Genomic DNA, 26,836 nt, shown 5'->3' on the forward strand with positions numbered 1-26,836 from the left:
GACACAGGCTGCGAGTAAATAGAATGGGCGATTTCTTAATCGCCCATTTTTATTATTTAAAATACATTAATTATGACAGAAATGCAGGAAGAAGGTACATTGCGGTTACCGGAGTTGAAAGAACGGCGCTTGCCGGAGACTTGTCGTGAGGCTGTAAGCGTACTCTTAAAAGAGGTTTACGGTTATGACCGGTTCCGTGACTTTGAGATTTATGATGATTTGTTTAAGGGGAAAGAGAAGCTTTGTATTTCTCAGGGGCAACTGATAGAGCATGTTATCCTTGAGGCGGAGAAGGCACGGAAAAGTGAGGCACAGGTGGACAATATCCTCTTGACAGCGCCTACCGGTTCGGGAAAATCTCTGCTGTTCCAGCTTCCTGCCATTTATCTGGGAAAAGAGTACGGGCTTCTCACTATCGTGGTTTCTCCTTTGAAAGCACTGATAGTAGATCAGGTGGAGAGCCTGCTGGATTTGGGCTATACGCGCGTGGCATATGCATCCTCCGACCTCTCGCCTGAACAAAAGTCGGACGTTTACCGCCGCGTGCGTGAAGGGGAAATCGACTTGTTCTACCTTTCACCGGAGTTGCTTCTCTCCTATGACATCAGGCACTTTGTGGGTGAACGCCGCATCGGGATGGTGGTTATCGACGAAGCACATACGGTCACTACGTGGGGCAAGGAATTCCGTGTGGACTATTGGTTCTTGGGAAGATATCTCAGCGAGTTGAAGCAGAACCTTGGTTATGCCTTCCCCTTGTTTGCGCTGACAGCTACGGCTGTGTGGAATCCTAAGGGGGGCAACGACATGATATTCGAGACAATACGTTCTTTGCAGATGGAGCCTTGTGTGCTCTATGTGGGTACGGTGAAGCGCCGGAACATCGGCTTTGACATCCGGCAGATGCAGATAGAGGCGGGAGAAACTTACGACAGAGCCAAGCAGCGCGTGGTGCTGGCCCGTACGGAAGACTTTCTGGACGGACACAAGACATTGCTCTACTATCCTTTTGCCGGAGGCATCGAGATGCGTCTCAAAACTTGGGTAAAGTCCACTGACTGGCACTATGTGGCCACTTATTACGGCAAAAAGGACAAGGTGCAGAAAGCAGCCATTGTGCAGGAGTTCAAGGAGGGAGAGAAGAAGCTGATCATCGCTACCAAGGCTTTCGGCATGGGTGTGGACATCAGTGATATAGACCGTGTGTATCATGCGGCCCCCTCAAGCACATTTGTCGATTATATTCAGGAAATAGGGCGTGCGGCACGCGATGGCAGCATTCAAGGAGTGGCATCTACCGACTTCAACGAACGCGATTTCTACTACATGAAGCGTCTGCACCAGACTGGGAACATCGCCCAGGAACAACTGGTACTCATTCTTAGAAAACTGGCCGATGTATATCGGATGAAGGGCGGCAGGCAGGAGATGCTGGTATCACTCTCCGACTTTGAATTTGTGGTGAAGCTGCCCCGTACCAAGAATAAGCTTGAATATGAGGCAGAGTTGGGACAGCTCATCAAGACGGCTCTCTTGTGGCTCGAAGACGATTTGGCAAAACGCTTTGGCAAGCACTTGATAGAAGTCAGCCCCAAGAATCTGTTGACCGAAGGGTACATTCAGGACAAGACGGGCGATGCCTTTGCCCGCGAGTTTGCCGATTACCTGACGCCGATAGCAGGAGAGGAAGGACTTTATAAAGCGCATCTGGAAGACATCTGGGAGAAGCGTTTCTCCGAACTGGGCTATAAGGAGTTCAAGCAGAAATTGAACAACGGGACTTTGATGGAAGGGGCCCGTGCAGTGTCGGTGGGAAAGCATGAAGTGCTGCTGAAAGAAGACGCTTCTGTGATCCGTCAGCGCATGGATGCTTTGTTCAAGGACTTGGGCATAATGCTGAAGACGGCCCTGATAAAGTCGAAAGGAAAATTTGATGAAGACGGATTGCGCCTCCTCTTTGCCGATCACAACATGGATGTACGTTCTGCCAAGCGCTTTATCGGATCTCTGCTCGAAAGCCGTACGGAGGAAGGCCGCAGCGTGAGCTACATCAGCAGCGCAAAGAAGAAAGACTCGAACGAGCTTTCTTTCACGGTGACCAGAGGATTCGACCTGCTCTTGTCCCGTTATCAGAAGCTGTTCGCACAGCGCATAGTAGGCAATGCCGGTGACCGCCTCACCTACTTCTGCACTCCTTTTTCCGACCTGAACATGCTGCTCAACCTGCTTTCCATGCTCGGAGGATTGTCGTTCAGCGTAGAAGGGGGAGGCACGCCCTGCGTCCTTGTTTGCTTCAACGAACCTGACCTTTTGCTGCAACTGGCTTCTTCGGGCGATTACCGCAATCAGATTCTCGATGACAACGAGCGTATTTTTGAGGAGCAGATAGAACTCTTCACTTCCTTCTTCGGCAACGACAGCCTGACCGACGGGCAACGTTGGGACTTTGTGGAAGATTATTTCACGGGTATGGGTGTGGAAGAACTGAAGAAGAAGTACGAGGGGTGATTTTCTGGAACGCCAGCCTCTCGTCTCCGTTGGCCAGGTAGATGATGCCGCAATAGCGGAAACCATGTTTTGTAAGGATATGCCGGAGGATGCGGTTGTCCCGGTGGGTGTCGGCACGCAAATTGGGAATTTGCGCGTAGCACCACCCGAGGCAGGCGGCTGCTGTTCCTTTGCTGTCTTCGGTGCTTGCCAGCCGGTGTATCACCCCGTAGGGGAGGGTGTCTTCCAGCCACTCTCCTTCATAAATGCGGGTATATGTGGGGTCGTTTCCCCGGATAAAGGCGAATGTCCCGATGATCTTTCCATTGTCGTCAAGGCATACATAGCTGTTGCCGTCCCGTATATCCTTTGTGACGATGTCGATAGAAGGATAGTTGCCTGTCCACTGTGCCATGTTTCCGTCTTTCCGCATGATGCGTTTGGCCTGTTCAAAGATATCCATCAGGATATCCGTTTCTGTGGGTTCCGTCTTTCTGATTCTTATCATATCCGAAAAAAAAAAGAGATTAATCTTTTGAGGGAATTAATCTCTGTTACAGTGCCGGGCTTTTTGCCTGCTTTGGCGGAAAGATAGGGTAATGAACCTATCTCCTTATGTCGCTTTAATTCAACTCTTTATCAATATGTCAATGCCTTAGGGGGTACAATTTAGGTTTCAAAAAAGACGTTTATCTGTCGTCCTTTGACTGTTCATTGTCTGCCTAAAACTTCGGTTCAAAGATACAACTCTTTTCCAAATTACGCAAATGTCTGAATATAAATATTTAGCGTTTAAGTGTAAGGTGCAAGCTATATATATAGATATATACTTGCACCTTACACTAAATCATCTCTAAAATCATTTTCCTCCTTACAATGAACGTTTATTGCGTGGGAATAAACATCAGACGTGAGAATAAGGATTTTATCTATATAAAAGACCTTTGAACGTTTGAGAAAAGAAGATTGAACAAATTAGAAAAACAGAGGCTGCCATTCCTCCTGTATCTTTGCAGCAGAATTTTAAAACAAAAGAAAAAATGAAAACAACAGTGAAATCAATTGTAATGGCTATGTTTATAACATTCATAGCTATGGGAGTGCAGGCACAAACTGCTAATTCTGCTGAAACGAAAGTGAAGAGAACCGCTATCTTGGGAGCTGACCCATTGGGAATAGCCCTGAAAGATGCCGTAAAGGAAGCTTTGGTGGAAGAAGGCTTTGAAGTAACGGACATTACCGGGAGTGAGCAGCAAGACTATTTTGATGTGGGTTACAATGTAGGTCGGGCTGTTTCCGAAAAGGAATACGACTTCGGCTTTGTATTCTGTGGTACGGGCATGGGTGTGAATTTAGTGGCAAACAAGTTCAACGGAGTGCATTGTGCCTTGTGCGAGAGCATCGAGACTGCCCGACTCTCCAGAGTCATCAACAATGCCAATGTTCTGTCAATGGGGGGGATCGTAGTCACTCCTTATCTGGGTAAACAAATGGCACGCGCCTTTGTCCGTGCGCAATTCTCCAAAGACTTCACCGAAGCCAATCCTGATTTTTTGCGTTCTGCGTTTAAACGGGTTTCTGAAATGGGTTCTGAAATCACCCGGTACAACTATGATAATTTGCAGAAATAGTAATAAACGGCAGGATTTTTAAGAAAATTCTCCTTATTAAATTCACTTAATCTTTGCACCGCCATTTTGTCAAAATGGTTGTCTCGACAAAATGGCGGTGATTATCTTTGCTGCAATAACATAATTTAAAAATGAACAATAAAGAAATAATAAAGAAAAACGGAAAGTGGATATTACTTCTTGCCAGTGGAATACTGCTAATCTTGCTTTTTACAACTATTTATGTATGGTCTGCTATGGGAGAACTTAGTTCAACGGATGAAGCCGACCAAAAATATGGCAAGTTGCCCTATTATTCGATGGAAACGCATGGTTTTATCAGTCCGCAAATTATTGTACGCTATCCTGAACGAACCACTGGAGGCAGCATGGGATTTGCACGTTTCTTTAAGAAATCTCCCTATGCTCCTAAGCAGGCTCTTCCTAAAGTGCAACTGACACGTAATAGTTTCCTACAAATTCCCGCTGCCTACGCCCTTTATTGGTTGGGGCATTCATCCGCTATTATAGAACTGGATGGAGTGCGGATTCTGATAGACCCCGTGTTGGGAAACGCTGCCCCATTCCCTTTCATTGTGCCTCGCTATACGGAATCTCCGATTACAGCCGATGAATTACCGGATGTGGATATGGTACTCTTGACACACGACCATTATGATCATTTGGAGATGCGGACGGTAAAGGCATTGAAGAAGCGAAACATACGTTTTGTCGTTCCTTTGGGTGTGGGGACACGATTAATTGGTTGGGGCGTACCACAGGAGCATATTACAGAAATGGGATGGGGAGACAGCTTAACCTATCGTTCGTTACGGATAAATGCCTGCAAAACCATCCATTACTCCGGACGGAGTGGTAAAGATGAGAATCGGACCTTGTGGGCGGCTTATACAATAAAAGGACAGCAGAAAAACATCTTTTGGGGAGGAGACTCCGGTTATGGACGGCATTTCAAGGAAATCGGGGAAAAATACGGACCATTTGACTTGGCTTGTATCGAAATAGATGCTTGGAACAACGGATGGCCTAACACACACTTATTTCCACATCAAGTAGTTGAAGTTTGCAAAGATGTCAAAGCGAAAACTCTGCTCCCTATTCATTGGGGTGTTTTCGATTTGGCTCTTCACCCGTGGAATGAATCTATACAGACGGTCTATAATCTGGCAACAGCCCAACATATCGAAATGCTTACTCCATTGATGGGGGAAAGAGTGATACCCGGAATAACGAAAACAAAAATATGGTGGAAATGATGGATTGGATAATGCTTTGTTTGGCCGCTTTACTCATTGGTATGTCTAAAACAGGCATACAGGGTATCAGCCTTTTGGCTGTGCCAATAATGGCTTTGACGTTTGGAGCCAAGCCCTCTACCGGATTGATTTTACCTATGCTTTGCGTGGCAGACTTGATAGCGGTACTCTATTATCGAAGAATTGCAGAGTGGAAATATGTATTCAAATTGCTGCCTTCTGCTTTGGTTGGCTTTGGGGTGGCGTTACTGGTCGATAGTTTCATTCCTCCGGAAGCATTCCGATATTTATTGGGAATTTGTCTGGCGGTTGTATTTGGTGTCATGCTGTGGTTTGAATGGAGAAAGAGCGATACGACTCCTACCTATTGGTGGTACGGACCCGCATTTGGTTTGTTAGGTGGATTTACTACGATGATAGGCAATGCTGCCGGTCCGGTCATGGCCATCTATTTATTGTCTGTCAGGTTGCCCAAATATAGTTTTGTAGGGACTAATGCTTGGTTTTTCTTGGTCATAAATTATCTGAAAATCCCGGTACAGGTACTTTCTTGGAATAATATAACGCTCCATTTCTTATGGTTGGATGCTTGTACCATTCCGTTTATTATAGTGGGAGGATACTTGGGCATCTTATTGGTGAAGAAGATACCGGAAAAAGGATTTCGCTACTTGACTACAGTAATCACAGGTCTGTCAATACTGCTACTATTAGTTTGAATTTGCAATAGAATGGAAAGCAAAAATGAGGATTTGAACTTTCAAGAAAAGTAGATTGAACGAATAAGAAAAACGGAACTCCTGTCTATCCCCTTATCTTTGCAACTGCTAAAACAGTAATAACTCATTTAATATATTCAACGAATATGAAAGATTTTAATTATTATGCCCCCACACAAGTAGTGTTCGGCGCAAGTTCAGAAGAACAAACAGGAAAACTGGTGAAACAATATGGTGGAAGCAAAGTGCTGCTGCACTATGGCGGAAAGAGTGCGGAACGCTCCGGTCTGTTAAGTAAGATAGCCTCCTTGCTGGAAGCAGAAGGCATAGCCTGTATCAAGTTAGGCGGTGTAGTACCCAATCCTCGCCTGTCATTGGTTCACAAGGGCATCGAACTTTGCCGTCAGGAAGGCATTGACTTTATCCTCGCTGTGGGCGGTGGCAGTGTGATAGATTCCGCCAAAGCCATTGCCTACGGAGTACCATACGAAGGTGATGTGTGGGACATCTACACAGAGGCGTATGAGCCACAGTGCGCACTCCCTGTAGCCGCTGTGCTTACCATTCCTGCTGCCGGAAGTGAAATGAGCGACAGTAGTGTTATCACTAACGAAGATGGCGACATCAAGATAGGCTATTCCAACAACCTATGCCGTTGCAAGTTTGCCGTGATGAACCCGGAACGCACCTACACGCTACCCGCCTATCAGACTGCTTGCGGTGCGGTGGACATCATGATGCACACGATGGAGCGCTACTTCTCTCAGGATGATGACATGACATTGACCGATGAACTGGCGGAGGGTTTGCTGCGAACCGTGAAGAACAGTGTGTTTGAAGTTCTGAAAAATCCGACAGACTACCGCCATCGTACCCAAATCATGTGGGCTGGCAGTTTGGCACACAATGACCTGACAGGTTGCGGCACTACGGGTGACTTTGCCACTCACATGCTGGAGCATGAATTGAGTGCCATGTTTGACGTGGCGCATGGTGCAGGACTGGCTGCCCTGTGGTGCAGTTGGGCACGCTACGTCTACAAGGAGAATATTTCCCGCTTCGCCCGCTTTGCCGTCAATGTGATGGGAGTGGCAAACGACTTCACCAGTCCGGAGCATACCGCACTGGAAGGTATCGCTGCTATGGAACGTTTCTATCAGGCCATTGGGATGCCCGTTTCTATCAGCGAATTAATAGGCAGAGAAGTGACAGAACAAGAAATAGATGAAATGGTTGATAAATGTAGTCATAGAGATACCATTACAATTGGGAATTTTAAGCACCTCGACAGTACAGACATGAAAGCCGTCTATACAATGGCAAAATGAAAAGTCCTGTAGAGAAATAATCCGCCAATCCATTGATAACGTATCGGATAAATTTCTAATTTTGTACCCATATGGATGAAACGCACAATAACTACATAGATACTTTCTTCCGTTGTTTCACTACGACGGACAAGGTATGTGAGGAAATGATAACCGACCACATGTTGGCATACATCATGTCCGGGGAGATGATATTACAGTCGAAAGACCGTCGTGTGGTACTTCACAAAGGCGACGCAGTATTTTTGCGCCGCAATCATTTGGTGCGTAAGACGAAACAGCCTACCAAAAACGGGGAACCATTTAAGGGGCTGTTTCTGCATCTGAATACCCCTTTTCTTAGGAAAATAGCTTCCCAGATAGTGCTGCCTGATGCAAAAGCCGACAAAGGGATGTTGAATGCGTTGCACATACCTTTGCCTGCCCACCCATTCTTGACGGGACTTTTCCAGTCATTAGACAAATACTTCAGCACCGGGCAATGCCCGTCCAAAGAATTGGTGGAAATGAAACTGCATGAAACAATTCTGATTCTGCTGCAATTGAATCCAAAATTAGGTAGTATTCTATTCGATTTCATAGAACCGTGGAAACCGGATTTAGAAGAATTCATGGATAAGAACTTTACCTGTGACCTCACAATAGAAGAACTTGCCCATTACACAGGCAGGAGTTTGTCTACCTTTAAACGCGATTTTCAAGAAATCTTCAACGATACACCGAACCGTTGGGTGGTGAAACGTAGGCTGGAAGAGGCATATCTACTGTTAAAGCAGGAAAAGAGTACTCCGTCTGACATTTATTTGCGAGTAGGGTTCAAAAACTTATCCCATTTCTCTACTGCCTTCAAAAAGCAGTTTGGCGTTTCCCCTTCTGTCATTTGAATATTATGTAGCATCTAAATATCCATAGAACTGCAAGGAATATACTGGTAAAAGGATTTTTTTCGCCAGTATATTTCTTTCTATTTTTGCCATCTATAATAGAAAGCATTGAAAGCAGAGCGCAGCAATAAGTACAGTACCAACTCGTTACCTTAAAATTGGATATTCATCCAAGAGCCTTTGTAATAAGTAGATAAGAAATTTATTCCAAAAATATAGAAAAAGAAAAGAATTTGCTTTTATGATAATTATAAAGGCAAATTCACAAGCTAAAGTTTCAATAAAGACATGAAACAAATTTCTAATAATATTATAGCAAAAATCAATACAGAGATAACAATGTCCTGTATAGATAGTGATATATCTTCCGATACAGCTCTGCATATGATTAACTTTATCAGACCTCTATTTGAAGAATTAAGAAAATTTATCCATCAATATACATTTCAAGATGCTAATGAAGAAATATTATTCTTTAAAGATATTAAGCCTTTCATTTTAAGCAAACTAATATATTTCAGTGATATATACACACTTGAATTAAGAAAGCCGAATGGCAGTAAAGAGGTTCTTAAAGAGTATTACAAGAGAAAGCAAGCAACAATAACAGAATTTTGTAATCACAATCTTGATTTCTACCAGTACTATCGTTCTAAAGCAATTCACTTAGACAAATACTATTTTCTTAGAGGACATGAAAACTACAAACTGTGCCACAATTGTGGGATGCTTGATAAAGACCCGCTATTTTCAACTTGTTGCGACCATAAAGTAGCAAAAATGTTAGGTTATGATATGTTGGAAATCTATCTCCAACAACGGTTACAAAATATGGAAAGGCAAGAAGTGATAGAAACCAGCCGTGCTACATTACCTGACAATCCTTTTCAATGGACTGGAACAAAGATAGCTGTTATCGAATTAGGATACGCCATATATGCCGCCGGGGTTTTGAATAATGGCAATGCTGATATTAAAGAGATTATGACTTATTTAGAAGCATCATTCAAAATAGACTTAGGAGATTATTATAGGACTTATCTAACAATGAGAGAAAGGAAGAAAGATAAGCCGCATTTACAGGTAGTACGCAAATACAACTCGAAGTCAGTAATGAACATCGGGGTTATTTCCTTTATAGAAATATCCGACAGGTTATATTTGCTTTGGATAAACTCGGCAAGATGGCGGCGGGTCACTTCATATTTACGATAAGTTGCAATCGTTTTAGATATGCCGACCAACTGCTTAACATCATCATTGTGCTTTTGGAAAAGGTTAAGAATGGTGTCGTGGCTCTCGCTATGACCTAAAAATTCATTCTTCACCTTTTCGGCGGTAACATAATTGTCACGCCTTTGCAGTTCGTGATAAATGGTGTTCAGGGATGCGTTTATATCATCCAGCAATCGGTTGATACGGGTAGCTTCCGCAGAACGTCCGGCGGCTTTACCTGCCTTACCGTCCCAAACTTTGGGTTGAACATCAAGTTTGGAATTAAAACGACTTGCCACACCGTCAATCGTAACACGGACGAAAATAGGGTAACTGCCATTGATTTTTTGCTTGTCCTTTTTCACAAAGAAAAGAACAGAAAATGTACTCTTCATAAACTCACTTTTTGGGGTTACAAAACTACGGTAATTAACTCAAAGTGAAGTTTATACAGGCTCGCCAAATAGCGACAGAAGTTCGCCAATTTCGGACTAAGTGTACCCCTTTTGGACTTTCAGTTGTCGGGGGTACGAGTTAGGTTACTAACTTTGTCTTTTAGGGTCTAAATGATGTCCGGTAGGGCAGACATAAGGGGATAAAAAAATCCCACAAATCATTGAATTTGTGGGACTTGTCTGCTTACTGTCCGGTTTTGTCCGGTTAGTTCAGCGGAAAGACAGGGATTCAAACCCTGGGAACAGTTACCCGTTCACCGCATTTCGAGTGCGGCCCGATCGATCACTCCGGCATCTTTCCTTCTTTCTGTTTTGGCGTATCCGCTTTTACGGATGCAAAGATAAGGCGTTTTTGCGGCTCGTTATTCTCTTTTTCTTGCTTTTTTTCGTGCGAAGTGGTGGTTTCTACCATATTTTGCATATATTTGTCCCGTAATTTTTAAACAATTTGAATTATGAAAAAGATTTTTAGTGCTTTCATTATAGCTGTATGCTGTATGTTTATGGCTATGCCTGCTCAGGCGCAACTCATCAAATGGGGTGTGAAAGGCGGCGTGAACTTGTCGAAAATCGATTGGAAAGGTGGATATGACGGTAACAAAGATAACTCAACCGGCTTCTTTATCGGCCCTATGGCCGAGGTTACGATCCCTATCGTGGGGCTTGGCGTGGATGCCGCGCTGATGTACTCGCAGAGGGGCAATAAGTATGATGTCCAAAAAGGCAATACGACGGTGGGCTCCATCGACGCAAAGCAGCAAGGCATCGAAATTCCCATCAACCTGAAATATACTTTCGGTTTGGGCAGCATGCTGGGCATTTATGTAGCGGCCGGTCCCGATTTCTTCTTCAACTTCAAGGATGTGGACTTGAGTATGCTGGGTCTATCGGGTTCGTCGGACAATGTGGACTCCAAGAAAGCTCAGGTAGGTTTGAACTTAGGCGCAGGCGTGAAGTTGCTGAGCCATCTTCAGATAGGATTCAACTATCAGATTCCGTTGGGCAACAGCTTTGAACTGAAGAACCTGGGGGATGCCAGCGCCAAGACTAAGACTTGGCAGGTTTCCGCCGCATATATTTTCTAAGAATAGTAGTTTTAAATTTATAGATACTGTGAAGGGGGAGTTCGTGAGAATACCCTCTTTTTTTTGTGCTATATGTGGTTTGCTGCATCTATATATGCAACTTGTTCCATCTATATATCCAGCAGGCTGCATCTATATATGCAGGTCAGCCCGTCATACAGACTTTTGCAATGCTTGGAAAAGGTGTGGATGAAGGGTCATTGCTTGAAACGGATGTTTGCTTAAAATGTAACATTTATCCCCATAAATGTAACATTTATCCCCGAAAATGTCGCATCCGGTACACATAGCATAGCATAGCACAGAATAGCATAGCATAACCCCTCCTAAATAGTTCCCCCCGAAACCGGGGGCACTGGGGGGAGGACGCGGATGTGCCATCCGCGGAGGAGGAATTTTTGCGCCCTGTGGAAACTGCGTAGAGGCTCGGGGAATACTCCCGGATTTTATGAAGAAAAACGGCGTTTTTTATTTGTGCGGTTGCCGGGATGCACCTATCTTTGCCGTCACAATGGAAAAGTTTGCAGATGTCATATTGCCCTTGCCCCTGTACGGTTGCTTCACTTACTCCCTGCCTCCTGAGATGGAGGGAGAGGTTCGGGCGGGTTGCCGTGTAGTGGTTTCCTTCGGAAAGAAGAAGTTCTATACGGGGATTGTGCGGAATGTCCATCATCAGAAGCCGGAGGGGTATGAGGTGAAGGAAGTCACGGCGTTGCTGGACGCGCACCCCATTCTGCTTCCCGTGCAGTTCAAATTCTGGGAGTGGCTGGCCGATTATTATCTTTGTACACAGGGCGATGTCTATAAAGCAGCCTTGCCTTCGGGACTGAAGCTTGAAAGTGAAACCATTGTAGAATACAATCCTGATTTTGAAGCAACGGAGCCGTTGCCGCAGCGTGAGCAGAAAGTGCTTGATTTGCTCTCTGCCGAACCCGAACAATGCGTGACGAAGTTAGAGAAAGATACCGGATTTAAGAATATCCTCAATGTGGTGAAATCCTTGCTCGACAAGGAGGCCATCTTTGTAAAGGAGGAGTTGAGGCGCACTTACAAGCCTAAAACGGAAGTCCGTGTGCGGCTGACCGCTGCGGCGGGCAACGAAAGGCGTCTGCATTTCTTTTTCGATGACCTTCAACGCCGTGCTCCCAAGCAATTGGACTTATTGATGAAGTACATCGAACTTTCCGGCTGCCTGAGTGGAGAGCAGAAAGAAGTCACGAAGAAGGAGCTTCTGTCGCGGGCTTCTGCCACGCCTGTCGTATTCAATGGGCTGATAGAGAAGGGCGTGTTTGAAGTCTATCAGCAGGAAGTGGGTCGTCTGGATGTAACCTCACCCCATGTGGCTTTGGCTTTGAATTCCTTGAATCTGCATCAGCAGCGGGCATACGATGAGATAGCGGAAAACTTCAGGACAAAGAACGTCTGCCTGCTGCATGGCGTGACTTCAAGCGGTAAGACGGAAATCTATATCCATCTGATTGAAGAAGCCATCCGCCGGGGAAAGCAGGTGCTTTATCTTCTGCCCGAAATAGCTTTGACCACCCAGATTACCGAACGCCTCCGGAGGGTGTTCGGCTCAAAGTTGGGTGTTTACCATTCTAAGTTTCCTGATGCCGAACGGGTGGAAATCTGGCAAAAACAGCTTTCCGGGCAGGGTTATGACATTATATTGGGAGTGCGTTCGTCCGTATTCCTGCCTTTCCGCAACCTGGGACTGGTGATTGTGGACGAGGAACATGAAAATACCTATAAGCAGCAAGATCCGGCTCCCCGTTACCATGCACGCAACGCTGCCATTGTGCTGGCGGCAATGTATGATGCAAAGACACTGCTGGGAACGGCTACGCCTTCCGTAGAGACATGGTACAACGCTGTTTCCGGCAAATATGCGATGGTGGAGCTGAAGGAACGGTACAAAGAAATACAGTTGCCGGAAATCATCCCGGTGGATATAAAGGAGCTTCATCGCAAGAAGCGGATGAACGGGCCTTTCTCTCCCTTGCTGCTGCAATACATCCGCGAGGCGCTGGAACAGAGGGAGCAGGTAATCTTGTTTCAGAACCGCCGTGGCTTTGCTCCCATGATAGAGTGCCATACGTGCGGATGGGTTCCGAAGTGCAAGAATTGTGACGTCAGCCTGACCTATCACAAAGGGCTCAACCAATTGACGTGCCACTATTGCGGATATACCTGTCAGGTTCCCCGTGTCTGTCCGGCCTGTGAGGGGAGTGATTTGCGTAACCGGGGGTTCGGTACGGAGAAGATAGAAGATGATATCAAGGCATTGTTTCCCGGTGCTGCCGTTGCCCGGATGGATCTGGACACCACCCGTACGCGTGCGGCTTATGAACGGATCATTGCCGGTTTTGAAAGAGGAAAGACCGATATCCTTATCGGGACGCAGATGGTTTCCAAAGGACTGGACTTCGACCACGTCAGTGTAGTGGGTATCCTGAATGCGGACACCATGCTGAACTTTCCGGATTTCCGCGCGTATGAGCGCGCTTTCCAGTTGATGGCACAGGTGGCGGGCCGTTCCGGACGGAAAAACAAGCGTGGCAGGGTGGTGCTTCAGACCAAGAGCATCGACCACCCCATCATTTCGCAGGTCATCGCCAATGATTATGAAAGCATGGTAGGCGGCCAGCTTGCCGAACGGCAGATGTTTCATTATCCGCCTTTCTATCGCTTGATATATGTATATCTGAAAAACAGGAACGAGACGTTGCTCGACCTCATGGCGCAGACAATGGCGGGCAAGCTCCGTGCTGTCTTCGGCAACCGTGTGCTGGGTCCTGACAAGCCGCCTGTGGCTCGTGTGCAGACCTTGTTTATCCGGAAAATCGTTGTGAAGATAGAAATGAATGCACCGATGGCACGTGCCAGGGAATTGCTGGTCAGGGCACAGAAGGAAATGCTGGCCGAAGACCGTTTTAAGTCGTTGCTGGTGTATTATGATGTAGATCCTATGTAAAATGAAGAAAATACTATTTGTTTGCCTCGGCAATATCTGCCGTTCATCCTCGGCGGAGGGAGTCATGAAACATCTTGTAGAGCAGGCGGGATGCGAGAATGAATTCGTAATCGATTCTGCCGGAATTTTATCTTATCATCAGGGGGAATTGCCTGATGCCCGGATGCGGGCCCATGCCATCCGTCGCGGATATGCCCTGACGCATCGCTCGCGTCCTGTGCGTACGGAGGATTTTTATAATTTTGACCTGATTATCGGTATGGACGACCGCAATATTGATGATCTGAGGGATCGTGCCCCTTCACCCGAAGCATGGAGCAAGATTCACCGCATGACGGACTATTGCACCAAGTTTACCTGTGCCGACCATGTGCCCGATCCTTATTACGGAGGGGCGGAAGGCTTTGAATATGTACTTGATGTACTGGAAGATGCCTGTGCGGGATTATTGGAAATGCTTTCCGGGGAGAACGGAACCGGAAGATAAAACAAATCAGTGCCGGATGTCCCGATAGAATCGCTTGTCATCGTTCAGGCTGCAAGTGGCGTCTATACCGGTTTCTTTCAGCCGTTCTGCTATTTCTTTCAGCTTCTTCCTTGATACCCTGCCGATATAGAACAGCCGATAACGGTAATCCTTGTCCAGCAATTCCATGATGTGTGTGAAGGCCTGTTCGCGTGCGAAATCGAAATTCACTTTCCGTAAGTCGGTATAAAGGTATCGGATGCTTCTGCCCACGCTATGGATGACCAGTGCGTCATTGTCCAGCGTCAGATAGCAGAAGCGTGTCATCAGCATGCTGATAAATAAAAGGCTCAGCCCGAAGGAGACGGCGGCCGGAATGCCCCTCCACCATACATCTCCGCTGATGGAATAGTATCCTAACATCAGGAACATCAGGAACAATATGAAGAAGTAGAACATGTAGAGAGAAGGCCGCTGATAGGTTTTCTTTGCAATTGCCGAAGCCGTACGCTCCTGCGGCGCGTAATTGTCAAAGGCTATTCCCTCTGAAACGAGGAAGCGGATGACCGACGAGGGGTGGCGGAACGGAGGCAGATACATGATTTCTTCCTTTCCGTCCTTCAGGTGCAAAACCAATATACCGGGGCCGTATTTGTCTTTTGGCGCCGGGCGGCTATTGGGATTGCCTGGTGTCTGGTGATGACGTTTCATGAAACTGAAACTCTTGATTTGGCGTAAACCTATCCGCCGGCTTTGCAACAATTGCTCTGCTCTCTGTTTTTCTTTGGCTGTCACTTCCATAGTTCCTATTTTTTTAGTTCGGGATAGCTGATACGGGTATGGTAAATCGTCTTTAGTTTTTCTTTGAATACGGTTTTCACGGTGGCTATGTCCTTGAACGTGATGGGACACTCCCTGAAATAACCCTCGGCCACTTGTGAGTCGATGATCTTATCTACCAAGTTGCTGATGCTTTCTTCCGTATATTCGGGCAGGCTGCGTGATGCGGCTTCCACAGCGTCGGCCATCATCAATATGGCCTGCTCTTTGGTGAACGGATTGGGACCGGGATAGGTGAAAAGCTCGTCGTCTGGTTCTTCACCGGGATGCTCGTTCTTCCATGAAATATAGAAATATTTTGTTTTTCCCCGCCCGTGGTGAGTGGTGATGAAATCTTTGATGACTTTGGGCAGGTTGTTCTTTTCCGCCAGTTTCAGCCCGTCCGTTACATGTCCGATAACTACCTGTGCGCTTTGTTCGTAACTGAGATTCTTGTGTGGATTGACTCCACCTGACTGGTTTTCCGTGAAGAAGGCCGGATTTTCCATCTTGCCGATGTCGTGATACAGTGCACCGGTACGTACCAACTGGCTTTTAGCATCAATACGGTTGGCTGCTTCTGCGGCAAGGTTGGCCACCTGCATGGAATGCTGGAAAGTGCCCGGAACCGTTTCGGACATGCGGCGCAACAGGTTGTTGTTAATATTTGACAGCTCTACCAGCGTTACATTGGAAGTGAATCCGAACGTTTTTTCTACCAGAAAGAGAAGCGGATAAGTAAATAACAGCAATATCCCGTTGATGATGAAATAGGTGTACATGCTTCCATTGATTTTCGACAAATCGTTTTCCGTGATCAGTTCGAAGGCAAAATAAACCGCCATATAGGTCAGTATCACAAGGAATGCCGTGCGGAACAACTGCGAGCGTTGGGAAAGCTCCCGCAAACTGAAGATGGCCACCAAGCCGGCGGAAAGTTGAAGCAGAATGAACTCATGCGGATAGCGCAGGGAGATGGAGCATATCAGTATCGTGACTACCTGTGTGAGAAATGCCGTGCGTGAATCGAGGAACACGCGGATGACGATGGGAAGCACCGCATAAGGAAGGATGTATATATTGAATATATTGTTTGCCACCATGACAGCCGTTACCACACAATGAAACACGATAAGTGTGAAAAGCAGTGCGAGGCGGCCTTTACGTTCGTAATAATCTTTACGGAAGAGATGGAGGTAAAGCATGAAACAGAGTATGAAGATGCCGACGTACAGAATCTGCCCTATCAGCATCAGGCGTTTCTGTCCGATGGACTCGCTTCGTTTGATTGACTCTTTCCGCAGGCTTTCGAGAATGTTGTAGGTTTCCCGGCTCACGATTTCACCACGGTCTATGATTTTCTGCCCACTCAGTACAATCCCGTTTGCCCAAGAGTAATTGTCCAAAATTTCTTTCTTGGCAGTTTCTGTGCGTTGTTCATCGTAAGTCAGGTTGGGAAACAGATATTCGTTTAATGAACATTGCCGCAGAATTTCAGGATGATAATGCATGGTATCGGAGGTCAGGATGTAGTTATAGGCATCTTTGACGGAATAAAGCTTGTCGGCACTTTGCTGGTTGGCCAGTTTGTCGTCAATTAACATGATGGCAGAAGCACTGTCCCTGTGCAGCTTGGCCAGACTTTCAGTAGAAAGGATGCCGCTACGGTAAACCTCGGTCAGTTTCTTTTCCAGATAGCGGATATAGTCGGTGGAAGGCAGTATGCCCCGCAGATTGGTCTGGTAATCTGCTCTCAGTTTCTTGATGACATCCTTTTCGATGTTTTTATCCAGTTGGAAATAGGGTTGGAACTTGGCGAGAATACTGTCTTGCTCGCGCTTCACCACCTGGTCTTCTTTATAGATGGGAAAGTCAAAAGTAGCCATCAGTTGGCCATACTTCCAGGGCTTGTCGATATCGAATTGGTAATTGAACTTACCGTCACGCGGCAGGAAATAGACAATAACCGTTACTGTACCGATAAAGATAAGCGTTTTATAAATCAGATCCCTGAGTGAGAACTGTTTTTTAGTCTTGAAATAATTCATATTGGCCGAAATTTTTGCGAAAAGTACAAAAAAAAACATTAGTGTGGAAAAAAAGATTTAATTTTGCCGTCTAATTTATTTATAAGTAAGGTAGATTATGACAGAAAGAAGAGTCAGAGTCCGTTTCGCCCCAAGTCCTACGGGAGCATTGCACATTGGTGGCGTGCGCACAGCTTTATACAACTATCTCTTTGCGCGCCAGCATGGAGGGGATTTGATTTTCCGTATAGAAGATACTGATTCCAATCGTTTTGTGCCGGGTGCAGAAGAATATATATTGGAATCTTTTAAGTGGTTGGGCATCCCGTTTGATGAAGGGGTGAGTTTCGGAGGAAATCACGGTCCATACCGCCAGTCGGAACGCCGTGAAATATACAAGAAGTATGTACAGGTGTTGCTGGATGCCGGGAAGGCATACATCGCTTTTGATACTCCGGAAGAACTGGAGGCCAAGCGTGCCGAAATTGCCAACTTCCAGTATGATGCCTCTACCCGCATGCAGATGCGCAATTCTCTGACCCTTTCAAAAGAAGAAGTGGACGCTCTGATTGCCGGAGGCAAACAGTATGTGGTGCGCTTCAAGATAGAGCCGGATGAAAATGTGCATGTTAATGATTTGATTCGTGGTGAGGTGGTTATCAACTCTTCCATACTTGACGATAAAGTGTTGTATAAATCGGCGGACGAATTGCCTACTTACCATTTGGCCAATATTGTGGATGATCATCTGATGGAAGTATCACATGTGATTCGCGGTGAAGAATGGTTGCCTTCTGCACCATTGCACGTGTTGCTGTATCGTGCTTTTGGTTGGGAGGATACGATGCCCGCCTTCGCCCATCTGCCCTTGCTGCTGAAGCCCGAAGGCAACGGCAAGCTGAGCAAACGTGACGGTGACCGTCTCGGTTTTCCTGTTTTCCCATTGGAGTGGCATGATCCGAAGACGGGTGATGTGTCTTCAGGATATCGTGAATCGGGTTATTTACCCGAAGCGGTTATTAACTTTCTGGCTCTTCTGGGCTGGAATCCTGGCAATGATCAAGAATTGATGTCAATGGATGAATTGGTGAAACTGTTTAATCTGGAGCATTGCAGCAAGGCCGGTGCTAAATTTGATTATAAGAAAGGTACTTGGTTCAATCATGAGTACATCATGCAGAAGCCCGATGGAGAACTTGCCTGCCTTTTCCGGCCGGTGCTGGAGGCGAATGGTGTGGATGCCGGGCAATATGATGATGCATTTCTTGCCAAAGTTGTCTCTTTGGTGAAAGGACGTGTCAATTTTGTGAAAGAACTTTGGGATCAGGCACGATTCTTCTTTGTGGCTCCTGTCACTTATGCCGAGAAGGATGTGAAAAAGCGTTGGTCAGAGGATACTCCTCGCATCATGGCTGAATTGATGGAAGTGCTTCGGGGTATAGATGATTTCTCGTCGAAACCTTCTGAAGATATTGTGATAGGCTGGATTACGGAAAAGGGTTATCATATGGGAAATGTGATGAATGCTTTCCGGCTGTCGGTGGTAGGAGAATGTAAGGGACCCCACATGTTCGACATTACTGAATTGCTCGGTAAGGAAGAAACACTGGTCCGCATGCAGCGTGCCATCGAAGCTTTGAAGTGAATAGAATTAAGAATGGAGAGTCATCTGCTGCGGCAACCCTGATTCTTCATTCTTTATTTTTCATTCTTAATTCAATATATTATGCTCTACGACTTGGCAATAGCTGTCTATGATATTTTGGTGCATTTAGCCGCCCCGTTTAGCCGTAAGCCCCGTAAAATGATGAAGGGACATTGGGTAGTGTATGAACTTCTCCGCCAACAGTTAGAGAAGGATGTGCGCTATATTTGGTTTCATGCTGCTTCTTTGGGGGAATTTGAGCAAGGGCGTCCGTTGATTGAGAAAATCCGTGCCAAATATCCGGATTATGGTATTCTGCTTACCTTCTTTTCGCCTTCGGGATATGAGGTTCGTAAGAATTACAGAGGGGCGGATGTGGTTTGTTATCTGCCTTTTGATAAGCCCCGTAACGTGAAGAAGTTTCTGGATATTGTAAACCCGTGCATGGCATTTTTTATCAAATATGAGTTTTGGAAGAACTATCTGGGTGAACTGCATAAGCGCCGCATTCCGGTATATAGTGTATCTTCCATCTTTCGCCGCGGGCAGATCTTTTTCAAGTGGTATGGTGGCACATATCGGAATGTATTGAGGAACTTTGACCATCTGTTTGTGCAAAATGAACGTTCCAAGCGTTATTTGGCAAAGATCGGTATTAACCGGGTTACGGTGGTAGGTGATACACGCTTTGACCGTGTGCTGCAGATTCGGGAAGAAGCGAAGGACTTGCCGTTGGTGAAACTCTTCAAGAATGATACAATGACTTTTGTTGCAGGAAGCTCCTGGCAGCCGGATGAGGATTTGTTTATCGAATACTTCAACCAGCATCCGGAAGTGAAGATGATTATTGCTCCACACGTCATTGATGAAAACCATTTGGTGGAGATTATCCGTAAGTTGAAGCGTCCGTATGTGCGATATACTCGCGCTGATGAAAAAAATGTACGCAAAGCCGATTGTTTGATCATCGACTGCTTCGGGTTGCTTTCATCTATTTATCGCTATGGAGAAATAGCCTATATCGGTGGTGGCTTTGGCGTTGGCATTCATAATACGTTGGAAGCTGCCGTTTATGGAATTCCTGTAATTTTTGGACCTAAATATCAGAAGTTCCAGGAGGCAATCCAACTGTTGGAGTCTGAAGGAGCATTTTCCATCAAGGATTATGATGAATTAAACACTCTGCTTGACCGTATGTTGGCAGATGAAGTTTTCTTGCGTGAAGCAGGGATGAATGCCGGAAATTATGTGACCGACAACGCAGGTGCTACGGATAAAGTCTTGAGTATGATAAACTTTTGAATAAAGTGATAGGTTGATAGAGGGACTGATTGGTATTTATAATACAAGGAGGTGTGTCGTTGGGACGCACCTCCTTTTGCATGATAACATTGTCAAGGGGTTCTGGTGATGATTTGTTCGTCTATGATAAGCAGATAAGTTCCTTCCAGCTCTTCTGTGGTGTATTCCCAATACTTTCTGTCCCAGAAATCATTTTCCACTTTTCTGCCATCGACAAACACTTCCAGCTCCCCTAACTCATGGTAACCTTCTGCCATAATGTCGGAAGGGTGTTCGTGTTTTCCACAGATACCGGTTGGCGTTACGTTGATGAGCTTCTTTTCATTGGGCAGGATGATGAATATGCTGTCTTTTATTTCGGTAGGATATTGGTAGCCTTTACGGTGGGTCTTTACAGTCACCGTGGCGTCGGGCAACCGATTCTCTATATAATAACAGTAACCTCCCACATAGTCGCAGCCGCTTATGAAGGTGACGAGTGATAATAATAGCCAAATGTGTTTCTTTCTCATAATATGTCTCTTTTTATCACTCTGTTTTGTACCAGTCAGAATACATCAGATAGTTGTGCGCTATCTTTTGATTTAGCTCCTTAGCTTGTTCCGGATCTACTTTCTTGATAAATTTGGCGGGAACTCCTCCCCAGATGCTTCCCGGTTCTATTACCGTATTGCTTAACACCAAGGAGCCTGCGGCGACGATGGCTCCTTCTCCTATTACTGCATGGTCGAGAATAGTCGATCCCATGCCTATCAGTGCATAATCTTTTATGATGGCTCCGTGGATGGTCACGTTGTGCCCCACGGATACATGGTCTCCTATCTCGATGGTCGATTTCTCATACAAGGTGTGCAGCACGCTTCCGTCCTGAATGTTGACTCCGTTTCCTATGCGGATGGAATTTACGTCACCACGCAGCACGGTGCTGAACCAAATGCTGCAATCCCTTCCCATCTTGACGTCGCCAATGACCGCTGCATTGTCTGCCAAAAAACAATTCTCTCCCACTTCGGGGGTGAATCCTCTTACTGATTTTATTAAAGCCATTCTTTTCAGTGATTAGAAGTTAGTGATTTGCATGCTTCTTTCAACCATTCTTGTTCTTCTTTGTTCAAGCCGGGTGAAAGCTTCTCATATACTTTTTGGTGATATTGGTCCAACCACTCTGTTTCTTCTGTCGTCAGCATCTCTTTGATGATACCTTTCTTGCAGATGGGGCAAAGGGTAATTGTCTCAAACTTCAGGTAGTTGCCGAACATACCTTCTCCGGCAGGGACTGTCAGTACAAGATTTTCCGTCCGTATTCCATGACTGCCGGTTTTATATACACCCGGCTCATTAGAGGTAACCATCCCTGGTTGTAATGTTACCGGATTTTCGTTCATGCGGATACTTTGCGGCCCTTCGTGTACATTCAGGAAATGCCCTACGCCATGGCCTGTTCCATGCAAGAAATTCATACGGTGTTTCCATATCGGCATGCGGGCGAGGACATCCAACTGAGCACCTCGTGTGCCTGCCGGGAAGACGGCCGTTGCCAGTGCAATATGTCCTTTCAGTATTAAGGTATAGTCTTCTTTTTCTTCTTCTGTAAGCTCTCCCAAGGCGATGGTACGGGTGATGTCTGTGGTTCCGTCCATGTATTGGGCTCCTGAATCCAGCAACAAAAAGCCTTTAGGCAATACTGGAACGTCTGTTTCCGGAGTTGCTTCATAGTGCACAATGGCTCCATGTTCCTTATAGCCCGCAATGGTGTCGAAGCTTTCACCCATGTAGAGAGGTTGTTCTGCGCGGAAGCCGTGTAACTTTTTGTCTATACTGATTTCTGTTTCTTTTCCTGTGGGAACAGCATTTTCAAGCCACTTCAGAAATTTGACCAGAGCTATTCCGTCACGTTGCATGGCAGTGTGGATACCGGCTATCTCCTGTTGGTTGCGGATTGCTTTGAGAAAAGCGATCGGAGAAACCCCTTCTATGATACGGCAATTCGGACGGATGGCGGAATATACTGCGTAATTTGTCTTGGCGGGATTGAGTAATATGTTGTCGGTTGATAGATTGCCCAGAAAGCTTTCAATGTCTTCGTAGGAATGAATTTCAATACCGGTTTCTTTTAAATAAGCGGCGAGTTCATTCGTGACTTTTAGGGGCTGGATGAAGAAATGCACTTCTTGTTCGGTGAGTAACAAATAGCTGACTGTTACAGGATTGCAATGTACGTCTGTTCCGCGTATGTTCAGTGTCCATGCTATTTCGTCTAATGCGGAAACCAATAATGCTTCTGCTCCATTTCTCTTCATTTCTTTACGGATGTCAGTCAGTTTTTCAGTGCTGTTTCTTCCTGCATACTTCGTTTCGTAAATAAAGGCAGGAGCTTCGGGCATGGCAGGGCGCTCTGTCCATATGCTGTTCATCGGGTCGGAAATGCATTTTACAATAATGCCATTCTTCTCTAATCCACTTTTTAGCTTTATTACTTCTTCTGTAGAGAATACTTTCCCATCAATACCTACTGTCATTCGGGATGCTAAATTTGTTTTCAGAAATTCGGAAATAGTGGGCGTTTCCGGCAACATTTCTTTGTACAAATCAATGCCGCTTCCTTCCAATTGCAGTGCTGCCTGGAGAAAGTAGCGTGAATCGGTCCATAATCCGGCCTTTTTGCTGGTAACTACTACAGTTCCTGCCGATCCGGTAAATCCTGATATCCACTCTCTTGATTGCCAGTGTGGCGCTACATATTCACTTAAATGAGGGTCAGTGCTTGGAATGATGAATGCATCGATTCCTTTTTCTTTCAATAATGCCCGGAGGGCATTTATACGTTGGGATATTGTTCGGTTCATACCTTTTATAATAATGATACAAGCTTTTCTTTCTCCAAAGTTAGTTACTTTCTTTTGAATATAAACAAAGCCTTCCTTGTTTTGTGCATGAACTTAGTGTCTTTTACGAATTCTTTTCGTGTTTGATTTATCGTTTTTTTGCTGAAAGTTTTGTGAATAAAGAAAGTATGTGTAATTTTGCGGCTCGATTTAATCGTGAAATTTTAAACATTAACATTTTAAAAGAAAGAAAATGATTGTAGTACCTGTAAAAGAAGGCGAAAACATCGAAAAAGCGCTGAAGAAGTTTAAAAGAAAATTTGAAAAGACCGGCACAGTTAAGGAATTGAGACGCAGACAACAGTTTGACAAACCGTCTGTAACAAAAAGACTTAAGAAGGAACGTGCAGTTTACGTTCAACAACTTCAGCAAGTAGAAGATTAATAATTCGTAATTTCCTTTGAATTATTGAATTCTTTTTCATACATTCGTTGCATGATTTAGATATGTAGCGATATGTTATTGACAGATTCTTTTCTTGACTATCTTTTGTATGAACGGAATTATTCCGAGGGTACGGTTAAGTATTATCGGGCAGATATTCTTGAATTGCAGAAGTTCGGTGAAGAAATGTTGGGAGATTTAACCCCGTCGGATGTAGATGCGGAGCTTGTTCGGGAATGGATTACTTTTCTGATGGACAAGGGTTGTGCGTCTAATACGGTTAATCGAAAGTTAAGCTCAATCCGAACATATTATAGATTTCTCTTGCAGAGGGGAATGGTTGCTATGGATCCATTACAGAAAATTGTGGGGCCGAAGAAAAAGAAACCGCTTCCTACGTTTTTGAGGCAAGGAGAGATGGATAGATTGTTGGATGATATAGACTTTGGAGAAGGGTTTAAAGGGTGTCGTGACCGCATGATTATTGAAATGTTTTATGCTACCGGCATGCGACTTTCAGAATTGATAGGTTTGAATGATAAGGATGTTGATTTTTCTGCTTCTCTCATTAAGGTGACGGGAAAACGGAATAAGCAACGTTTGATACCTTTCGACAAAGAGTTGGAACTTTCCATGCGGAAATATGTCAATGTGCGGAATGAAGCGATTCCTATTCGTACGGATGCTTTTTTTGTTCGGAAGAATGGGAGACGGCTTTATCGTAGTATCGTAGAGTATCTTGTGAAACGAAACCTTTCGAAGGTAGTAACTGTAAAGAAAAGAAGTCCCCATGTGTTGAGGCACACTTTTGCGACGGCTATGCTGAACAATGGTGCTGATTTAGGTTCGATAAAGGAATTGCTTGGACATGAGAGTTTGGCGACTACGGAAATCTATACACATACTACTTTTGAAGAACTTAAAAAAGTGTATAACCAGGCTCATCCTCGGGCCTAAATAAAAAGGAGGTTAGTATGGAAGTAAGAATTCAATCGATTCACTTTGACGCATCAGAGCAACTGCAAGCCTTTGTCCAAAAGAAGGTAACTAAGTTGGAAAAATTTTACGACGATATAAAGAAAGTAGAGGTGTCATTAAAGGTAGTAAAGCCAGAAACTGCCGAAAATAAAGAAGCCGGGGTAAAAGTATTGGTTCCCAATGGCGAGTTTTATGCGAACAAGGTTTGTGATACGTTTGAAGAAGCGGTGGATATATGTCTTGAGGCTTTGGAAAAACAGTTGGTTAAATACAAGGAAAAACAACGGAACAAATAATTTTTCGCTAAAATTTTGCGGGTAAAAAATAAATGCCTAAATTTGCAGCCGTTTCGCTCGCATTGGATCGTTGCGGTTGCATTTTTTAAGCTTGCCTCTTTAGCTCAGTTGGCCAGAGCACGTGATTTGTAATCTCGGGGTCGTTGGTTCGAATCCGACAAGAGGCTCAGGTGAAAAATGGTTATCAAAATTTATTCGGAGATTATTGTCTTTGTAATAGATGGTAAGGATAAGAAAAAAAGTTCTTTGAGTAATGAATGGGCAAATACCAGAGTGGCCAAATGGGGCAGACTGTAAATCTGCTGGCTTACGCCTTCGGTGGTTCGAATCCATCTTTGCCCACACTCTTATTCTCCTTGCTGTTATAGCTCAGCGGTAGAGCACTTCCTTGGTAAGGAAGAGGTCCCGGGTTCAAGTCCCGGTAACAGCTCACGAAAAATGTAAAAGCTGATTATTAATCAAATAAATAACAAGTAAAGCTATGGCTAAAGAGAAATTCGAACGTACCAAACCGCACGTAAACATTGGTACAATTGGTCACGTTGACCACGGTAAAACCACGTTGACAGCTGCTATCACTACGGTGTTGGCAAAGAAAGGCCTTTCTGAATTGCGTTCTTTCGATTCTATCGATAACGCTCCTGAAGAAAAGGAAAGAGGTATCACTATCAATACTTCTCACGTAGAGTATGAAACAGCTAACCGTCACTATGCACACGTTGACTGTCCGGGTCACGCCGACTATGTAAAGAACATGGTAACTGGTGCTGCTCAGATGGACGGTGCTATCATCGTAGTTGCTGCTACTGACGGTCCGATGCCTCAGACTCGTGAGCACATTTTGCTGGCTCGTCAGGTAAACGTTCCGAGACTGGTTGTGTTTATGAATAAGTGTGACATGGTTGATGATCCTGAAATGTTGGAGCTTGTTGAGATGGAAATGCGTGAGTTGCTTTCAGCTTACGAATTCGATGGCGATAACACTCCGTTTATCCAGGGATCTGCTCTTGGTGCATTGAACGGTGTCGAAAAATGGGAAAACAAGGTTATGGAACTGATGGATGCAGTTGATACTTGGATTCCGTTGCCTCCGCGTGATGTTGACAAACCGTTCTTGATGCCGGTTGAGGATGTATTCTCAATTACGGGTCGTGGTACTGTGGCAACTGGTCGTATTGAAGCTGGTGTTATCCATGTAGGTGACGAAGTTGAAATCCTTGGCTTGGGCGAAGATAAGAAGTCTGTTGTGACTGGTGTTGAAATGTTCCGTAAACTTTTGGATCAAGGTGAAGCCGGTGATAACGTAGGTTTGTTGCTTCGTGGTATTGATAAGAATGAAATCAAGCGTGGTATGGTTCTTTGTAAACCGGGTCAGATTAAGCCTCACTCTAAATTCAAAGCTTCTATCTACGTTTTGAAGAAAGAAGAAGGTGGACGTCACACTCCGTTCCATAACAAATACCGTCCTCAATTCTATCTGCGTACTATGGACTGTACAGGTGAAATTACTCTTCCGGAAGGAACTGAAATGGTAATGCCTGGTGATAACGTAGCAATCAATGTAGAATTGATCTACCCGGTAGCATTGAACGTAGGTTTGCGTTTCGCTATCCGTGAAGGTGGTCGTACAGTAGGTTCTGGTCAGATTACTGAAATTCTTGACTAATTACTAAATATCTTAATCAGTTCCCGGTGAATATCGGGAACTGATTATGTTCAAACGGGAGTAGCTCAGTTGGTAGAGCACCGGTCTCCAAAACCGGGTGTCGGGAGTTCGAGCCTCTCCTCCCGTGCTAATATTTTTGAAATGAAGAAGATTGTAGCTTATTTTAAAGAAACTTACGACGAACTTGTACATAAAGTGTCGTGGCCTACGTATTCTGAACTTACTAACAGTGCAGTAGTTGTTTTATATGCTTCCCTACTTATTGCAGTGGTAGTATTTGCGATGGACTTCTGTTTCCAACATTTAATGGAATTTGTTTATCCACATTAAAAA

General features: G+C 45.0%; 22 protein-coding genes, 5 tRNA genes and 2 pseudogenes. 21 read left to right on the plus strand and 8 right to left on the minus strand.

What is annotated here, in order from left to right; all coding sequences use genetic code 11:
• Nucleotides 1–72 precede the first annotated feature (72 nt).
• Complete coding sequence (locus BACHE_RS05105) at nt 73–2,508, plus strand: DEAD/DEAH box helicase (protein ID WP_013546643.1); 2,436 nt, start codon at nt 73–75, stop codon at nt 2,506–2,508.
• On the opposite strand, the gene BACHE_RS05110 is transcribed toward BACHE_RS05105, so the two are convergent.
• The gene (locus BACHE_RS05110) at nt 2,462–2,995 is read right to left on the minus strand and encodes a hypothetical protein (RefSeq protein ID WP_013546644.1); all 534 of its coding nucleotides are present in this window, start codon (nt 2,993–2,995) and stop codon (nt 2,462–2,464) included. The genes BACHE_RS05105 and BACHE_RS05110 overlap by 47 nt on opposite strands.
• A 532-nt stretch (nt 2,996–3,527) precedes the next feature.
• On the opposite strand from BACHE_RS05110, the gene BACHE_RS05115 reads away from it, so the two are divergent.
• The 6 genes and pseudogenes from BACHE_RS05115 to BACHE_RS16890 all read left to right on the plus strand — a co-directional run.
• The gene (locus tag BACHE_RS05115) at nt 3,528–4,118 is read left to right on the plus strand and encodes an RpiB/LacA/LacB family sugar-phosphate isomerase (protein ID WP_013546645.1); all 591 of its coding nucleotides are present in this window, start codon (nt 3,528–3,530) and stop codon (nt 4,116–4,118) included.
• A gap of 131 nt (nt 4,119–4,249) precedes the next feature.
• A complete protein-coding gene (locus tag BACHE_RS05120) occupies nt 4,250–5,374 on the plus strand; it encodes an MBL fold metallo-hydrolase (RefSeq protein WP_013546646.1) in 1,125 nt (374 codons plus the stop codon).
• Nucleotides 5,371–6,093, plus strand: coding sequence for a sulfite exporter TauE/SafE family protein (locus BACHE_RS05125; RefSeq protein WP_013546647.1), 723 nt, complete (start codon nt 5,371–5,373; stop codon nt 6,091–6,093). The genes BACHE_RS05120 and BACHE_RS05125 overlap by 4 nt, the downstream gene beginning before the upstream one ends.
• A 146-nt stretch (nt 6,094–6,239) precedes the next feature.
• Nucleotides 6,240–7,421, plus strand: a complete 1,182-nt coding sequence (locus BACHE_RS05130) for an iron-containing alcohol dehydrogenase (RefSeq protein ID WP_013546648.1) — start codon at nt 6,240–6,242, stop codon at nt 7,419–7,421.
• Nucleotides 7,422–7,492: 71 nt separating this feature from the next.
• A complete protein-coding gene (locus BACHE_RS05135; RefSeq protein WP_013546649.1) occupies nt 7,493–8,305 on the plus strand; it encodes a helix-turn-helix domain-containing protein in 813 nt (270 codons plus the stop codon).
• 288 nt (nt 8,306–8,593) lie between these two features.
• Nucleotides 8,594–9,376: pseudogene (locus BACHE_RS16890) on the plus strand (RteC domain-containing protein); the annotation flags it as partial.
• Here BACHE_RS16890 and BACHE_RS05140 read toward each other — a convergent pair.
• Nucleotides 9,349–9,915: pseudogene (locus tag BACHE_RS05140) on the minus strand (phage integrase SAM-like domain-containing protein); the annotation flags it as partial. The pseudogenes BACHE_RS16890 and BACHE_RS05140 sit on opposite strands and share 28 nt — an antisense overlap.
• 274 nt (nt 9,916–10,189) lie before the next feature.
• Nucleotides 10,190–10,276 (minus strand) — tRNA-Ser (locus BACHE_RS17295).
• A gap of 154 nt (nt 10,277–10,430) precedes the next feature.
• On the opposite strand from BACHE_RS17295, the gene BACHE_RS05145 reads away from it, so the two are divergent.
• The 3 genes from BACHE_RS05145 to BACHE_RS05155 all read left to right on the plus strand — a co-directional run bounded on the left by BACHE_RS05145 (nt 10,431) and on the right by BACHE_RS05155 (nt 14,521).
• Nucleotides 10,431–11,060 carry a porin family protein gene (locus tag BACHE_RS05145; RefSeq protein WP_013546652.1) on the plus strand — a complete coding sequence of 210 codons (630 nt, stop codon included), beginning with the start codon at nt 10,431–10,433 and terminating at the stop codon, nt 11,058–11,060.
• A 511-nt stretch (nt 11,061–11,571) separates the two neighbouring features.
• Nucleotides 11,572–14,034, plus strand: a complete 2,463-nt coding sequence (priA, locus tag BACHE_RS05150; RefSeq protein ID WP_013546653.1) for a replication restart helicase PriA — start codon at nt 11,572–11,574, stop codon at nt 14,032–14,034.
• A 1-nt stretch (nt 14,035) separates the two neighbouring features.
• Nucleotides 14,036–14,521 carry a low molecular weight protein-tyrosine-phosphatase gene (locus BACHE_RS05155; RefSeq protein ID WP_013546654.1) on the plus strand — a complete coding sequence of 162 codons (486 nt, stop codon included), beginning with the start codon at nt 14,036–14,038 and terminating at the stop codon, nt 14,519–14,521.
• A 6-nt stretch (nt 14,522–14,527) separates the two neighbouring features.
• On the opposite strand, the gene BACHE_RS05160 is transcribed toward BACHE_RS05155, so the two are convergent.
• Entirely contained in the window at nt 14,528–15,301 is a 774-nt protein-coding gene (locus BACHE_RS05160) for a hypothetical protein (protein WP_013546655.1), read from the minus strand.
• A gap of 5 nt (nt 15,302–15,306) precedes the next feature.
• Nucleotides 15,307–17,367, minus strand: coding sequence for an HD family phosphohydrolase (locus BACHE_RS05165; protein ID WP_013546656.1), 2,061 nt, complete (start codon nt 17,365–17,367; stop codon nt 15,307–15,309).
• A gap of 97 nt (nt 17,368–17,464) precedes the next feature.
• Between BACHE_RS05165 and gltX the strand changes: the two genes are divergently transcribed.
• Nucleotides 17,465–18,991: a glutamate--tRNA ligase gene (gene gltX, locus BACHE_RS05170; protein WP_013546657.1), complete on the plus strand. Its 1,527-nt coding sequence runs from the start codon at nt 17,465–17,467 to the stop codon at nt 18,989–18,991.
• 81 nt (nt 18,992–19,072) lie between these two features.
• Nucleotides 19,073–20,293 (plus strand): 3-deoxy-D-manno-octulosonic acid transferase, encoded by a 1,221-nt coding sequence (locus BACHE_RS05175; RefSeq protein WP_013546658.1) that lies wholly within the window; start codon nt 19,073–19,075, stop codon nt 20,291–20,293.
• A 92-nt stretch (nt 20,294–20,385) separates the two neighbouring features.
• Here the strand turns inward: BACHE_RS05175 and BACHE_RS05180 are convergent, their stop codons facing one another.
• The 3 genes from BACHE_RS05180 to BACHE_RS05190 are packed head-to-tail and all read right to left on the minus strand — an operon-like array spanning nt 20,386 to nt 23,139.
• Entirely contained in the window at nt 20,386–20,805 is a 420-nt protein-coding gene (locus BACHE_RS05180; protein ID WP_013546659.1) for a hypothetical protein, read from the minus strand.
• A 16-nt stretch (nt 20,806–20,821) separates the two neighbouring features.
• Nucleotides 20,822–21,340 (minus strand): gamma carbonic anhydrase family protein, encoded by a 519-nt coding sequence (locus BACHE_RS05185; protein ID WP_013546660.1) that lies wholly within the window; start codon nt 21,338–21,340, stop codon nt 20,822–20,824.
• A gap of 5 nt (nt 21,341–21,345) precedes the next feature.
• Entirely contained in the window at nt 21,346–23,139 is a 1,794-nt protein-coding gene (locus tag BACHE_RS05190) for an aminopeptidase P family protein (RefSeq protein ID WP_013546661.1), read from the minus strand.
• A gap of 232 nt (nt 23,140–23,371) precedes the next feature.
• Between BACHE_RS05190 and rpsU the strand changes: the two genes are divergently transcribed.
• The 9 genes from rpsU (at nt 23,372) to secE (ending at nt 26,833) form a co-directional block, all read left to right on the plus strand.
• Nucleotides 23,372–23,563, plus strand: a complete 192-nt coding sequence (rpsU, locus tag BACHE_RS05195; RefSeq protein ID WP_005825735.1) for a 30S ribosomal protein S21 — start codon at nt 23,372–23,374, stop codon at nt 23,561–23,563.
• Nucleotides 23,564–23,635: 72 nt separating this feature from the next.
• A complete protein-coding gene (gene xerA, locus BACHE_RS05200) occupies nt 23,636–24,520 on the plus strand; it encodes a site-specific tyrosine recombinase/integron integrase (protein WP_013546662.1) in 885 nt (294 codons plus the stop codon).
• A 17-nt stretch (nt 24,521–24,537) separates the two neighbouring features.
• Nucleotides 24,538–24,837: a ribosome hibernation-promoting factor, HPF/YfiA family gene (gene hpf / locus BACHE_RS05205; RefSeq protein ID WP_013546663.1), complete on the plus strand. Its 300-nt coding sequence runs from the start codon at nt 24,538–24,540 to the stop codon at nt 24,835–24,837.
• 93 nt (nt 24,838–24,930) lie between these two features.
• A tRNA-Thr gene (locus BACHE_RS05210) sits at nt 24,931–25,004 on the plus strand.
• Between the two features lie 92 nt (nt 25,005–25,096).
• Nucleotides 25,097–25,179, plus strand: a tRNA-Tyr gene (locus tag BACHE_RS05215).
• A gap of 16 nt (nt 25,180–25,195) precedes the next feature.
• Nucleotides 25,196–25,267: transfer RNA gene (locus BACHE_RS05220), tRNA-Thr, on the plus strand.
• Between the two features lie 51 nt (nt 25,268–25,318).
• The gene (gene tuf / locus BACHE_RS05225; RefSeq protein WP_013546664.1) at nt 25,319–26,503 is read left to right on the plus strand and encodes an elongation factor Tu; all 1,185 of its coding nucleotides are present in this window, start codon (nt 25,319–25,321) and stop codon (nt 26,501–26,503) included.
• A gap of 54 nt (nt 26,504–26,557) precedes the next feature.
• Nucleotides 26,558–26,630: transfer RNA gene (locus tag BACHE_RS05230), tRNA-Trp, on the plus strand.
• 14 nt (nt 26,631–26,644) lie between these two features.
• The gene (secE, locus tag BACHE_RS18055; RefSeq protein WP_005825726.1) at nt 26,645–26,833 is read left to right on the plus strand and encodes a preprotein translocase subunit SecE; all 189 of its coding nucleotides are present in this window, start codon (nt 26,645–26,647) and stop codon (nt 26,831–26,833) included.
• Nucleotides 26,834–26,836: the final 3 nt, after the last annotated feature.

It is taken from the genome of Bacteroides helcogenes P 36-108, from assembly GCF_000186225.1.
In the GTDB taxonomy this organism is placed as follows: domain Bacteria; phylum Bacteroidota; class Bacteroidia; order Bacteroidales; family Bacteroidaceae; genus Bacteroides; species Bacteroides helcogenes.

Bases quoted from the DNA above. Each gene is read 5' to 3' on its own strand.
- BACHE_RS05105 (WP_013546643.1), top strand. From the start codon at position 73: ATGACAGAAATGCAGGAAGAAGGTACATTGCGGTTACCGGAGTTGAAA.
- priA (WP_013546653.1), top strand. From the start codon at position 11,572: ATGGAAAAGTTTGCAGATGTCATATTGCCCTTGCCCCTGTACGGTTGC.
- BACHE_RS05160 (WP_013546655.1), bottom strand. From the start codon at position 15,301: ATGGAAGTGACAGCCAAAGAAAAACAGAGAGCAGAGCAATTGTTGCAA.
- BACHE_RS05165 (WP_013546656.1), bottom strand. From the start codon at position 17,367: ATGAATTATTTCAAGACTAAAAAACAGTTCTCACTCAGGGATCTGATT.
- xerA (WP_013546662.1), top strand. From the start codon at position 23,636: ATGTTATTGACAGATTCTTTTCTTGACTATCTTTTGTATGAACGGAAT.
- BACHE_RS05190 (WP_013546661.1), bottom strand. From the start codon at position 23,139: ATGAACCGAACAATATCCCAACGTATAAATGCCCTCCGGGCATTATTG.
- BACHE_RS05125 (WP_013546647.1), top strand. From the start codon at position 5,371: ATGATGGATTGGATAATGCTTTGTTTGGCCGCTTTACTCATTGGTATG.
- secE (WP_005825726.1), top strand. From the start codon at position 26,645: ATGAAGAAGATTGTAGCTTATTTTAAAGAAACTTACGACGAACTTGTA.
- tuf (WP_013546664.1), top strand. From the start codon at position 25,319: ATGGCTAAAGAGAAATTCGAACGTACCAAACCGCACGTAAACATTGGT.
- gltX (WP_013546657.1), top strand. From the start codon at position 17,465: ATGACAGAAAGAAGAGTCAGAGTCCGTTTCGCCCCAAGTCCTACGGGA.
- hpf (WP_013546663.1), top strand. From the start codon at position 24,538: ATGGAAGTAAGAATTCAATCGATTCACTTTGACGCATCAGAGCAACTG.
- BACHE_RS05120 (WP_013546646.1), top strand. From the start codon at position 4,250: ATGAACAATAAAGAAATAATAAAGAAAAACGGAAAGTGGATATTACTT.
- BACHE_RS05115 (WP_013546645.1), top strand. From the start codon at position 3,528: ATGAAAACAACAGTGAAATCAATTGTAATGGCTATGTTTATAACATTC.
- BACHE_RS05185 (WP_013546660.1), bottom strand. From the start codon at position 21,340: ATGGCTTTAATAAAATCAGTAAGAGGATTCACCCCCGAAGTGGGAGAG.
- BACHE_RS05130 (WP_013546648.1), top strand. From the start codon at position 6,240: ATGAAAGATTTTAATTATTATGCCCCCACACAAGTAGTGTTCGGCGCA.
- BACHE_RS05135 (WP_013546649.1), top strand. From the start codon at position 7,493: ATGGATGAAACGCACAATAACTACATAGATACTTTCTTCCGTTGTTTC.
- BACHE_RS05145 (WP_013546652.1), top strand. From the start codon at position 10,431: ATGAAAAAGATTTTTAGTGCTTTCATTATAGCTGTATGCTGTATGTTT.
- BACHE_RS05180 (WP_013546659.1), bottom strand. From the start codon at position 20,805: ATGAGAAAGAAACACATTTGGCTATTATTATCACTCGTCACCTTCATA.
- BACHE_RS05175 (WP_013546658.1), top strand. From the start codon at position 19,073: ATGCTCTACGACTTGGCAATAGCTGTCTATGATATTTTGGTGCATTTA.
- BACHE_RS05155 (WP_013546654.1), top strand. From the start codon at position 14,036: ATGAAGAAAATACTATTTGTTTGCCTCGGCAATATCTGCCGTTCATCC.
- BACHE_RS05110 (WP_013546644.1), bottom strand. From the start codon at position 2,995: ATGATAAGAATCAGAAAGACGGAACCCACAGAAACGGATATCCTGATG.
- rpsU (WP_005825735.1), top strand. From the start codon at position 23,372: ATGATTGTAGTACCTGTAAAAGAAGGCGAAAACATCGAAAAAGCGCTG.